9 protein-coding genes are annotated in these 12,064 nt (G+C 74.2%); 4 read left to right on the top strand and 5 right to left on the bottom strand.

Annotation, left to right across the window (positions count from 1 at the left end; translation table 11 throughout):
- Positions 1-75 precede the first annotated feature (75 nt).
- From HCJ93_RS27715 to HCJ93_RS27695, 5 genes are read right to left on the bottom strand one after another with little or no spacing between them, the layout of a single operon-like run.
- Positions 76-1,386 (bottom strand): DUF58 domain-containing protein, encoded by a 1,311-nt coding sequence (locus HCJ93_RS27715; RefSeq protein WP_167998571.1) that lies wholly within the window; start codon positions 1,384-1,386, stop codon positions 76-78.
- Positions 1,386-2,375: an AAA family ATPase gene (locus HCJ93_RS27710; RefSeq protein WP_206318046.1), complete on the bottom strand. Its 990-nt coding sequence runs from the start codon at positions 2,373-2,375 to the stop codon at positions 1,386-1,388. The genes HCJ93_RS27715 and HCJ93_RS27710 overlap by 1 nt, the downstream gene beginning before the upstream one ends.
- Positions 2,375-3,571 (bottom strand): DUF4350 domain-containing protein, encoded by a 1,197-nt coding sequence (locus tag HCJ93_RS27705; RefSeq protein WP_167998569.1) that lies wholly within the window; start codon positions 3,569-3,571, stop codon positions 2,375-2,377. Before HCJ93_RS27705 ends, HCJ93_RS27710 begins: the two co-directional genes overlap by 1 nt.
- Positions 3,568-4,287 carry a DUF4129 domain-containing protein gene (locus tag HCJ93_RS27700; protein ID WP_167998568.1) on the bottom strand — a complete coding sequence of 240 codons (720 nt, stop codon included), beginning with the start codon at positions 4,285-4,287 and terminating at the stop codon, positions 3,568-3,570. Before HCJ93_RS27700 ends, HCJ93_RS27705 begins: the two co-directional genes overlap by 4 nt.
- Before the next feature lie 40 nt (positions 4,288-4,327).
- Positions 4,328-5,797: a DUF7847 domain-containing protein gene (locus HCJ93_RS27695; protein ID WP_167998567.1), complete on the bottom strand. Its 1,470-nt coding sequence runs from the start codon at positions 5,795-5,797 to the stop codon at positions 4,328-4,330.
- Positions 5,798-5,937: 140 nt separating this feature from the next.
- Here HCJ93_RS27695 and mtnA point away from each other — a divergent pair, with 140 nt between their 5' ends.
- The 4 genes from mtnA (at position 5,938) to HCJ93_RS27675 (ending at position 11,951) form a co-directional block, all read left to right on the top strand.
- Positions 5,938-7,086 carry an S-methyl-5-thioribose-1-phosphate isomerase gene (mtnA, locus tag HCJ93_RS27690; RefSeq protein ID WP_167998566.1) on the top strand — a complete coding sequence of 383 codons (1,149 nt, stop codon included), beginning with the start codon at positions 5,938-5,940 and terminating at the stop codon, positions 7,084-7,086.
- Positions 7,087-7,221: 135 nt separating this feature from the next.
- Complete coding sequence (gene mtrA, locus HCJ93_RS27685; RefSeq protein ID WP_003975799.1) at positions 7,222-7,911, top strand: two-component system response regulator MtrA; 690 nt, start codon at positions 7,222-7,224, stop codon at positions 7,909-7,911.
- A 1-nt stretch (position 7,912) separates the two neighbouring features.
- Positions 7,913-10,117: an MtrAB system histidine kinase MtrB gene (gene mtrB, locus HCJ93_RS27680; RefSeq protein ID WP_167998565.1), complete on the top strand. Its 2,205-nt coding sequence runs from the start codon at positions 7,913-7,915 to the stop codon at positions 10,115-10,117.
- Positions 10,107-11,951 (top strand): LpqB family beta-propeller domain-containing protein, encoded by a 1,845-nt coding sequence (locus tag HCJ93_RS27675; protein WP_373563623.1) that lies wholly within the window; start codon positions 10,107-10,109, stop codon positions 11,949-11,951. The genes mtrB and HCJ93_RS27675 overlap by 11 nt, the downstream gene beginning before the upstream one ends.
- Positions 11,952-12,064: the final 113 nt, after the last annotated feature.

Below are 12,064 nucleotides of genomic sequence, written 5' to 3'. Positions count from 1 at the left end.
GCGGTCCGGTTGCACAGCGAGAAACATGCACAGCGAGAGGGGGTCCGGTTATCGGCCCCCGTTCCCGCGCCTTTCCTACAACCGGCCGGCCGTCTTCAGTGCCAGGTACGCGTCCGCCAGCTTCGGTGCCAGCTCGTCCGGTGTCGCATCCACGACCGTGACGCCGAGGCGGCGGAGATGGTCGGCCGTGTGGTGGCGCTCCTCGTGGGAGTGGGCCGCCGCAGCGGCCTCGTACACGGCGTCGGTGGTGCCGCGTGCTCGGGCCATGTCGGCGATGTGCGGGTCGGCGACTGAAGCCAGCAGCACCGTGTGCCGCTGGGTGAGCTGGGCGAGCACGGGAAGCAGGCCCTCCTCGATGGGGGCCGCGTCCAGGGCGGTCAGCAGCACGATCAGGGAGCGGCGCGGGGCGGTCCGCAGGGCTGCGGCCGTGAGGCCGCGGGCGTCGGTCTCCACCAGCTCGGGCTCGAGCGTGGCCATGGCGTTGACCAGGGAGGGGAGCAGATCGCCGGCCGTGCGTCCCTGGACCAGGGTGCGCAGGCGGCGGTCGTAGGCGAGCAGGTCGACCCGGTCGCCGGCGCGGGATGCCAGGGCGGCCAGGAGCAGGGCCGCGTCCATGGAGGCGTCCAGGCGGGGGATGTCGCCGACGCGCCCGGCGCTGGTGCGGCCGGTGTCGAGGACCAGCAGGATGTGGCGGTCGCGTTCCGGGCGCCAGGTGCGGACGGCGACGGTGGTCTGGCGGGCGGTGGCGCGCCAGTCGATGGAGCGGGTGTCGTCGCCGGGTACGTACTCGCGCAGGCTGTCGAACTCGGTGCCCTCGCCTCGGGTGAGGACGCTGGTGCGGCCGTCGAGTTCGCGCAGGCGGGCCAGTTTGCTGGGCAGGTGTTTGCGGCTGGTGAACGGGGGGAGGACCCGCACCGTCCAGGGGACCTTGTGGGTTCCCTGGCGGGCGAGGAGGCCGAGGGGGCCGTAGGACCGGATGGTGACACGGTCGGCGTGGCGGTCGCCCCGTCGCGTGGGGCGCAGGCGGGTGGTGATGCGCCGGCGTTCGCCGGGCGGGACGACCACGCGGTGGCGGGAGGCCGCGAGTTCCGAGCCGGGCTGCCAGCTGCTCGGGGGCCAGGCGTCGCGGACGCGGGCGCGCAGTGGCCGGCGGGACGGGTTGGTGATGGTGAGGGTGACGTCGGCCGGGTCGCCCAGGCGCGCGGAGGTGTCGCCGGAGCGGGTGAGGCCGAGGCGGCGCACAGGGGCGGCCAGGGCGTAGTCGCAGGCGCAGGCCAGGGCCAGGGGGCCGTTGACGGCGAGGATGCCCGTCCAGCTGGGTTCCCAGATGCCGACCGGGAGGGAGCCGAGGGCCGCGAGGAGTGCGGCACGTCCGGTGAGTGCCATCAGCGGGGGACGGGGACGTGGGCCAGGACGGCGTTGATGACCGCGTCGGCGGTCACGCCTTCCATCTCGGCCTCGGGGCGGAGCTGGACGCGGTGGCGGAGGGTGGGCAGGGCGAGGGCCTTGACGTCGTCGGGGATGACGTAGTCGCGGCCGGTCAGCCAGGCCCAGGCGCGGGCGGTGGCGAGCAGGGCGGTGGCTCCTCGTGGGGAGACGCCGAGGGAGAGTGACGGCGACTCGCGGGTGGCGCGGCAGATGTCGACGACGTAGGCGGTGATCTCGGGGGAGACGGTCGTCTTGGCGACGGCGGTGCGGGCGGCCTCCAGGTCGGCGGCGTTCGCGACGGGGCGCACGCCGGCGGCGCGCAGGTCGCGCGGGTTGAAGCCGTGGGCGTGGCGGGTGAGGACGTCGATCTCCTCCTGCCGGGAGGGCAGGGGGAGGGTGAGCTTGAGGAGGAAGCGGTCCAGCTGGGCCTCGGGCAGGGGGTAGGTGCCCTCGTACTCGACGGGGTTCTGGGTGGCCGCCACCAGGAAGGGCTCGGGCAGGGGGCGCGGGGTGCCGTCGACGGTGACCTGGCGTTCCTCCATGGCCTCGAGGAGGGACGACTGGGTCTTGGGGGGCGTGCGGTTGATCTCGTCGGCGAGGAGCAGGTTGGTGAAGACCGGGCCGGGCTGGAAGGAGAACTCGGCGGTGCGGGCGTCGTAGACCAGGGAACCGGTGACGTCGCTGGGCATCAGGTCGGGAGTGAACTGGACGCGCTTGGTGTCGAGTTCGAGGGTGGCGGCGAGGGCGCGGATCAGCAGGGTCTTGGCCACGCCGGGGACGCCTTCGAGGAGCACGTGGCCGCGGCAGAGCAGGGCGACGACGAGGCCGGTGACGGCGGGGTCCTGGCCGACCACGGCTTTGCCGATCTCGGCGCGCAGGGCCTCCAGGGAGGCGCGGGCTGCGGCCGGGTCCCCGGTGTGCGCGGCGTTGTCAGTGGTCGGGTCCATCATGGACGGCGTACCTCACTTTCGAGGGCGTCGAGTCGGTCGGCGAGCTGGATCAGTGCTGCGTCGTCGCCGGGTGGTGGTCCGAAGAGGAGGTCGTGCAGGGCTTGTTGTCCGTCGCCGTGGAGGCGGGCGGACAGCGCGGGGAGCAGGGCCTCGGGCGTGTGCGCCCGGGTGACGGGGACGCCGACCAGGGGGGCGAGGCGGGTACGGGTGGCGGAGCGAAGAGCGGTGGCGGCGCGGTCGCGGGCGTTCGCCTTGCGGTAGAGGCGGGCGCGGCCTTCGACGGTCTCGGAGGCGCGGATCGCGACGGGGAGTTTCTCGGGGACCAGGGGGCCGAGCCGGCGTGCCCGCCACAGGGCGGCCAGGGCCGCGGCGATGAACAGCTGCAGGGTGCCCCAGAGCCAGCCGGAGGGGAGGAGGTCGAAGACGCCGCGTTCCTCGTCCTCGGTGGCGGAGCTGTCGGCGAGCGAGGGGAGGTACCAGACCAGATGCGGGCGGGAGCCGAGGAGTTGGAGGGCGAGGGAGGCGTTGCCCTCCTTGTCGAGGCGGTCGTTGAGCAGGATGTCCGGCGCGCCGATGAGGACGGTGTCGCCGTCGCCCGAGGAGGCGGGGATGCGCAGCAGGGTGGCCAGGCGCTCGCTGGGGTAGCACTCGTCGGCGCCGACGTGGGAGGTGGTGTAGCGGACGCCGCCGGTGTCGGCCCGGCCGGCGCGGCGGGCGGCGGGCAGCGAGCAGCGGGGCTCCAGGGTGGTGTCGAGGCTGATCGCGGGGGCGGCGGTGACGCCGGGGGCGAGGCGTTCGACGGAGGGGCTGCCGGAGGCGACCAGTACGGTGCGGCCGCCGGATCCCGCCGAGGCCTGGCGCAGCCGGGACTGCTGATCGGGGGTCAGCAGGTCGGGGACGGCGACCAGGAGGGTGGTGTCGGGGCCGGCCGCAGCGGCGGCCTCCTCCAGGGTGGTGACGACGCGGGTGTCCACGCCGCGGTCGGCGAGGAGTTCGGCGACGGCCCGGCTGCCGTTGGGGTCGGCGGAGCGCGGATCGAGCTGGCCGTGCCGGCTGTCGGAGCGGACCACGGCGATGGCGACGGCCGCCGCGAGCAGCACGACCAGCGCGAGCACGATGCCGCGCGTGCGGGTCCACACCTGGCGGGCGCCGGGCGAGGCCGAGGTGGACGGGAGCGTGACCTCGGTCGTCATCCGGCGGCTCCCTGGCGGGTGTTGCGGTCCTGGGTGTCGGTGGTGCCGGCGGTGCTGCCGGCCAGGGGTCTGGTGCGTTCCAGGTCGCGGTCGAGTGCGGCGACGCGCCGGTACGCGTCCTCGGTGGCGGCGCGGCCGCCGTACGTCACGTCGTCGAAGGTCCGTGCGGCGGTGCGCAGGGCGTCGGCGTGGGCGGGCAGGGCGCGGCCGGCCTCGGCGGCGGCCTCGTCCGCGGTGCGGCCGGGGCGGAGGTCGAGCAGGGCGCGCTCCTCGAGGGAGCGGACGATGGCCCGCATGCGTTCCTGCACGGCCTGGTTCCAGTGGCCCTGGGCGGCGTGCGCCTCGGCGGCCGCGCGGTGCTCGGCGGCGCTGCGGGGGCGGTCGTCGAACAGTGCGGGCGCGGAGGCGGGTTCGCGGCGGGGGGTGCCCAGGCGCCACCAGAGGGCGGCAAGCAGGGCGACGACGGCCACCACGACGACGATCAGTCCGAAGGTGCCGCCGGGTGTGCCGGATGAGGCGCTGGAGAGCAGGTCGTCGAGCCACTCCCAGAAGGCGTCCAGCGCGCGCTGGAACCAGCTGGGGTCGTTCTCGTGGTACATGCGCTTGGACAGCTCGCGCCGGGCCGCCTCCCGCGCGGGGTCGCGCGGCACGCTGAGCGGCGGCTCCTCGTCTCCGCGCAGCACGGAGCCGAGGGCCGGCCAGACGGCGGCGGGCATGCCCGGCAGTGCTGCGACTCCCCCCGTGGTCAACACCGCATCAGCTCCCGGGGGTGGCGCCGGAGCCGTAGCCGGGTACGCCCGCGGCGCGGGCCAGTTCGAGGTCGAGGGCCTCGCGGCGGATGCGCTGGTCGATGTAGAGCAGCACGATGACGCCGGCCACGATCGGGAACATGATCAGGGTGCCGATGACCGCGCCGATGGCGTTGACGAGGAGGAACGTCCAGCCGACCTCGCCCGGGTTGTCGAGGAACCCGGTGACGCTGCCGTCGCCGAGGGCCGCGGCGAGGAACGTGAACGGGATGCCGATGACGGAGGAGACCACGTTCGCGATCACCCAGGCGAGCAGCTGGATGCCGAAGATCCGCCACCAGGAGCCCTGGACGAGCCGGGCGGAGCGCTTCAGCGCCCGGATGATGCCCTGCTTCTCCAGCATCAGCGCGGGCGCGGCCAGGGAGAGCCGGACCATCAGCCACAGGGCGATGACGCCGGTGCCGATGACGCCCAGGATGCCCAGGGCGACTCCGGGGCCGGTGGCGCCCGCGGCGGCCGCCAGGATGCCGGGCAGCGAGCCGGCGCCGACGATCACGGCGGGGATCAGCAGCAGCACGCCGATCAGGCCGAGCAGTCTCAGGACCTGTGGGCGGGCGTCCCGCCAGGCCTCGCCGGTGGTCACGGACCGGCCGAGCACGGCGCGGCTGGTGACCGTGGCGAGCAGGCCGGTGGCGGCGACCACGCCGACCAGGGTGATCAGGAAGATCAGGCCGTTGGCGAGCATGAGGTCGCCCAGGGCGCGGGCGGCCTCGCTCGGCGAAGGGCTCGGGTCGTTCAGCACCTCGCTGCCGGAGGCCTCCAGGACCAGGCGCTGGACGGGGAGGATCACGATCTGGGTGATCACCGCGAGGGTCAGTGCGATGCCGAGGACCGTGCGCCAGTAGGTGCGCATGGTGGCGACGGCGCCGTCCAGGATCTCGCCCACGCCGAGCGGGCGGAGCGGGATGATGCCGGGCTTGGCCGCGGGCGGAGGGCCGCCCCAGCCGGCTCCCCAGGCTCCGCCCCAGCCGGGGTGAGCGTGCGGGGCGGGCGGCGGGGGCGCCTGTCCGGGGCCGGCCTGCGGGAAGCCGGGTGCGCCGGTGGGCGCGGACCACTGGCTGGGCGGCGGCTGCTCCTTGGACCACCGCACGCCGGGGCCCTGGGGCGTCTGCCCCGGGCGATCGTCCTGCGGGGACGGTCCCGGCTGCTGCGGCCACCCGCCGGGGTGCTGGTTCTGCTGCGGCCACCCGCCGGGCTCCTGCGGCTGCTGGGGCGCGTTGCCGGGCTGCTGCTGCGCCTGGGGCTCCTCGGTGGGCTGCTGCCCCTGGGGCCGGTCGGCGGGAACCTCGCCGGTGTCCCGGTGGCCGGCGGGACCGGGGCTGTTGCGGTCGGCGGGCTCGGCAGGGCCGGACGCGCCGGGCTCCTGCCCCTCGGACGGGGCGGATCCGGGCGAGGCCCAGCCCGGAGTGTCGTTCATCGTCGCTCCTTCACGGTGCCCGTCCGCGGTCGCGGCGGCAGGTTGGCAGCCATCGTGCCATGGGGTGGTCATCGGGTGACCGGGCGAGGTAGTGGCTGCTCCGCTTCAATTGTCCGCGCTTCAGGGGGCAGACTGACCGCATGGCTGATCAGTACGCGCACAGCGGCGACACCAAGCGGCCGACCGAGATCCCGGCGATCCGCTGGGAGGAACCACCCGAGGGCCCCGTCCTCGTCCTCCTCGACCAGACCAGGCTGCCGGCCGAGGAGGTCGAGCTCGTCTGCACGGATGCGTCGGCGCTGGTGGAGGCGATCCGCTCGCTCGCCGTGCGCGGGGCGCCCCTGCTCGGCATCGCCGGGGCGTACGGGGTGGCGCTCGCCGCCGTGCGCGGCTTCGAGGTGGACGACGCGGCGTCGGCCCTCAAGAGCGCGCGGCCGACGGCGGTGAACCTGGCGGTGGGGGTCCGGCGGGCCCACTCCGCCTACCAGGAGGAGCTGGCACGTACCGGCGACCCCCGGCAGGCGGCCGGGGCCGCGCTGGCCGCGGCGCGCCGGCTGCACCAGGAGGACGCCGAGGCCAGCGCCCGGATGGCCGAGCACGGGCTGGCGCTGCTCTCCGAGCTGCTGCCCGGCGGCGGGCACCGCATCCTGACCCACTGCAACACCGGTTCGCTGGTGTCGGGCGGGCAGGGCACGGCGTTCGCGGTGGCGCTGGCCGCGCACCGGGCGGGCCAGCTGCGGCGGCTGTGGGTGGACGAGACGCGTCCGCTGCTGCAGGGCGCCCGGCTGACGGCGTACGAGGCGGCCCGCAGCGGAATGGCGTACACGCTGCTCACGGACAACGCGGCGGGATCGCTGTTCGCGGCGGGCGAGGTGGACGCGGTGCTGATCGGGGCGGACCGGATCGCGGCCGACGGATCGGTGGCGAACAAGGTCGGCAGCTACCCGCTGGCGGTGCTGGCCCGCTACCACCATGTCCCGTTCATCGTGGTGGCGCCGGTGACGACCGTGGACCCGGACACCCCGGACGGGGCCTCCATCGAGGTCGAGCAACGGCCCGGGCACGAGATCACCGAGATCACCGCGCCGCAGGTCCCGGTGGCCGGCGCGGAGGCGGGCGGCGGGATCCCGGTCGCCCCGCTGGGCACGCAGGCCTACAACCCGGCGTTCGACGTGACGCCTCCGGAGCTGGTGACGGCGATCGTCACCGAGGAGGGCGTGGTCTCGCCGGTGACCGCGGAGGGGCTCGCGGAGCTGTGCGCGAAGGCGCGCTCCGCCACCGCCGGCTGAACGGCGGCCGGATGTTTTCCGCCGCCCGGCGGCTGCCTCCGGCGGCCGGGGGCAGACAGTGACCGTGGCGTACGACTATCGTCACGGGGCAGTGACGTGCCTCACCTGCACCTTCGCCACCGTTATGAGAATGGGATGATGTCGTTTATGAAGGGACGAGTCCTTGTCGTCGACGACGACACCGCACTGGCCGAGATGCTCGGCATTGTGCTGCGTGGTGAGGGTTTTGAGCCGTCTTTCGTGGCCGACGGCGACAAGGCGCTGGCCGCGTTCCGCGAGACCAAGCCCGATCTGGTGCTCCTGGACCTGATGCTGCCCGGCCGGGACGGCATCGAGGTGTGCCGTCTGATCAGGGCCGAGTCCGGGGTGCCCATCGTGATGCTCACGGCGAAGAGCGACACCGTCGACGTCGTGGTGGGTCTGGAGTCCGGCGCCGACGACTACATCGTGAAGCCGTTCAAGCCGAAGGAGCTGGTCGCCCGCATCCGGGCGCGCCTGCGCAGGTCGGAGGAGCCGGCACCGGAGCAGCTCGCCATCGGTGACCTGGTGATCGACGTGGCCGGCCACTCGGTGAAGCGCGACGGGCAGTCGATCGCCCTGACGCCGCTGGAGTTCGACCTGCTGGTCGCGCTGGCCCGCAAGCCGTGGCAGGTGTTCACCCGTGAGGTGCTGCTCGAGCAGGTCTGGGGTTACCGTCACGCGGCCGACACCCGCCTGGTGAACGTGCATGTGCAGCGGCTGCGCTCCAAGGTCGAGAAGGACCCGGAGAAGCCGGAGATCGTGGTGACCGTCCGTGGTGTCGGGTACAAGGCAGGACCGAGCTGACATGTCCCGAGACAGTGCCGCTTCGGCGCCCGGGCGGTCCGGGGGCCGTCCGGAGCGGCCTGTCGGCCGGAAGCCGTCGGGTTCCCGCTGGGGAGCCCTGCTCGACGGCGGGCTGCTGCAGGGCGGAGTCCAGGGGAGCCCGGTGATCCGGCTGTTCATGCGGTGGGTGCGCAGGCCGCTGCTGCCCGTGATGCGGCTGTGGCGGCGCAACATCCAGCTCAAGGTCGTGGTGACCACGCTGCTGATGTCGCTGGGCGTGGTGCTGCTGCTGGGTTTCGTGGTGATCGGGCAGGTGCGCAACGGCCTGCTGGACGCCAAGGTGAAGGCCGCCCAGAGCCAGGCCGTCGGCGGATTCGCGGTGGCCGAGCAGAAGGCCGACCAGGCCTCCGGTGTCGCCGGCGACGACGGCACCCGGCCCGTCGACGGCAAACCGTCGACCAGCGTCATCCAGTGGATGAGCGACCTTGTCGAGTCGCTCGCCAGCGGCGGCCAGGGCGCCTTCCACGTGGTCACGCTGCCCGCCGACGACGGCAGCGGCAGCGGCGGCGGGCGCGGCCCGCGCGCCACGGGGCAGGTCATCGCCGTCTCCAGCGTGCCCGAGGAGCTGCGCGAGCGGGTCAACTCCAGCTCCACGGCCGTGCAGAGCTACACCCGCATCATCTACGAGAAGGCCGAGTCCCAGCCGGGACTGGTCATCGGCAAGCAGGTCAACGACCCCAACAACAACCCCTACCAGCTCTACTACCTCTTCCCGCTGACGCAGGAGGAGAAGACGCTGAGCCTGGTCAAGGGCACCTTGGCGACCGCCGGGCTGTTCGTGGTCGTGCTGCTCGGGGCCATCGCCTGGCTCGTGGTGCGGCAGGTCGTCACGCCGGTGCGGATGGCGGCCGGGATCGCCGAGCGGCTCTCCGCCGGGCGGCTGCAGGAACGGATGAAGGTCACCGGCGAGGACGACATCGCACGGCTCGGCGAGGCCTTCAACAAGATGGCGCAGAACCTCCAGCTGAAGATCAGCCAGCTCGAGGACCTGTCGCGGATGCAGCGCCGCTTCGTCTCCGACGTCTCGCACGAGCTGCGCACCCCGCTGACCACGGTGCGGATGGCCGCGGACGTCATCCACGAGGCCCGCGAGGACTTCGACCCGGTCACCGCCCGCTCCGCCGAGCTGCTCGCCGACCAGCTGGACCGGTTCGAGTCGCTGCTCGCCGACCTGCTGGAGATCAGCCGCTTCGACGCGGGCGCGGCGGCGCTGGAGGCGGAGCCGATAGACCTGCGCGACGTGGTGCGCCGGGTGGTCACCGGGGCCGAGCCGCTCGCCGAGCGCAAGGGCACGCAGATAAAGATCGTCGGCGACCATCAGCCGGTGGTGGCGGAGGCGGACGCGCGCCGCGTGGAGCGCATACTGCGCAACCTCGTCGTCAACGCCGTCGAGCACGGCGAGGGCAAGGACGTCGTCGTCAAGCTCGCCGCGGCGGGCGGGGCCGTGGCGGTCGCCGTCCGCGACTACGGCGTGGGACTCAAGCCGGGCGAGGCGACGCGGGTGTTCAGCCGCTTCTGGCGGGCCGACCCGGCCCGGGCCCGCACCACCGGCGGCACCGGCCTCGGCCTGTCCATCGCCCTGGAGGACGCCCGGCTGCACGGCGGCTGGCTGCAGGCGTGGGGCGAGCCGGGCGGCGGCTCGCAGTTCCGGCTGACACTGCCGAGGACGGCGGACGAGCCGCTGCGCGGATCCCCGATACCCCTGGAGCCCAAGGACTCGCGCCGCAACCGCGGCCTCGACGACGCGGGACTGCCCAGCGGCGGCGACGGCGCCAAGCGGGCCGTGCTGCCGGCCCAGCAGCAGGGCACCGGCGTCACCGCACGCTCCCCCCGTGACCCGCTCGCCAAGCGTGCGGCCGCGGCGGCACCCACCGCCGACCCGACCGCCCTGCCCGGCAGCGGCACCCGCGTGGTGGCCCGGCAGGCGACCGCGGAGAGGCAGCGCAGCCAGGCCTCGGCCGTGGCTGCCGTCGCGGGGCCCGTCACCTCGGACGGGACCCCACCGGCGGCCGCGCCGCCGGCCGAGGATGCGGAGAACGCACCGGGCCCGGGCGCTGAGGCCGCAGCCGGCCGGGACGAGACACCCGCGGCCGGCCCGGCGCGAGGCGCCGGGGCGCACAGGCACGACGGACAGGACAGGCATGGGGAGGCGACACGTGGGCGGTAGCCGGATCCGGGCCGGCCGGGCCAGGCCGGTGCGGCGAGCGGTGGGCGCCGCCCTCGGAGCCATGCTGCTGGCCGGGTGCTACTCCATGCCCGACAGCGGGGACCTGCAGGACGTCGAGTCCACGCCGCGCCAGGACACCCAGGTGCGGGTGTTCCCCAACCCGCCGAGCGAGGACGCCACGCCCACCCAGATCGTGCAGGGCTTCCTGGAGGCGCTCACCAGCGACGACCCGCAGTACAAGACCGCGCGCCAGTATCTGACCGCGGACGCCGCGAAGACCTGGCGGCCGGAGCTGTCCACCACGGTGCTCGCCGACGGACCGGACGCACGGGAGGACCGCCCCGTGCGCGACGACTCCCCCTCCGATGTGCGGTCCTTCCGGCTCACCGGCACCCGGGTCGCCACCGTGGACGCCCAGCGCGCCTACGCGCCCACCACCGGGGAGTACGACCAGCTGCTGCATCTCACCCGGGACACCGAGAACCGCCAGTGGCGCATCGACGGGGTGCCGCAGGGCATCGTGATGGGCAAGTCGGACTTCGAGCGCAACTTCATGTCCGTCAACAAGTACTACTTCGCCTCGAACACCGCGGACGCCGCGCCCGGCACGCCCCCGATGGCCGTCGCCGACCCCGTGTACGTCCGCAGCCATGTCGATCCGGCCACCCAGATGGTGCGCTCGCTGCTGAAGGGGCCCAGCACCTGGCTGAAGCACGTGGTCAGGTCGAGCTTCCCGACAGGGACGGCGCTGGCGAAGGACGCCGGGGCGCTCGCCCCGGACGAGCGGGGCAAGCTGACCGTGCCGCTCAACGGCCGGGCGGCGGGCACCGGCCTCAACCGCTGCGAGGAGATGGCCACCCAGCTGCTGTTCACCCTGCGCAACCTCAGCCCGGTCGTGGAGGAGGTCGAGCTGCGGGCCGGTAAGAAGCAGCTGTGCACGCTCACCCAGGACGGCGCGGAGAGCGTCGCGGTGCGCGGCTCCCAGCGGGCCCCCGAGTATCTGTATTTCCTCGACAAGGACCACAAGCTGGTGCGGGCGTCGGCGAGCGACCCCGAGGCCGGTCCCGAGCCGGTGCCCGGCGCGCTGGGCGAGGGCGAGCGGGCGCTGCGCTCGGTGGCGGTCGCCCGTGACGAGCGCACCGCGGCCGGGGTCACCATGGACGGCCAGTCGCTGTACGTGGGGGCGATGGTGTCGGGCGGTTCGCTCGGTGAGCCCGTGCTGCGCAGCCGGGGCAAGTCGGAGAAGGACCGGCTGACCACGCCGAGCTGGGACGCCCAGGGCGGGCTGTGGGTGGCCGACCGGGACCGGGAGCGTCCGGGCCTGTATCTGCTGGAGAAGGGCCGCGGTGAGCCGCTCGAGGTGCGCACGCCGGGCCTGGACGGCCGCATCCAGTCCGTCCGGGTGGCCGCCGACGGGGTGCGGATCGCGCTCGTGGTGGAGAAGGGCGACCAGCGCTCCCTGCTGATCGGGCGGATCGAACGCACCAGGCCGCAGGAGCGGACCGACGAGCGGCCCACCGTCACCGTGGTGGAACTGCGCTCCCCGGCGCCCGAGCTGGAGCAGGTCACGGCGGTGTCGTGGACCGGCGACAGCCGGCTGGTGGTGGTCGGGCGCGAGGAGGGCGGCGTCGAGCAGATGCGCTACGTCGACGCCGACGGCTCCACCCCGGACATCCCGGCGCCCGCCGCCCTCACCGGCGTCAAGGACGTCACCGCCTCCGCGGACGACCAGGTCCCCCTGGTCGCCCACTCGGTCGACGGCATCGTCCGGCTCCCGTCGGGCGCCCAGTGGCAGAAGGTGACCCAGGGCTCCGCGCCGGCGTATCCGGGGTGATTCCGGCCTGGTGCCCCCGGGACGCCTCAGCCGCTGAGGCGCCCGCCGGGCCGTCCCCGGCGTGGCGGGACGGGCGGGGTTTTCCACAGGGGTGGCCGGGTGCTGTGGGCGTT

This window comes from Streptomyces composti (assembly GCF_012034205.1).
GTDB classification, from domain to species: Bacteria; Actinomycetota; Actinomycetes; order Streptomycetales; family Streptomycetaceae; genus Streptomyces; species Streptomyces composti.
This window is presented reverse-complemented; position numbering and strand designations above follow the sequence as displayed.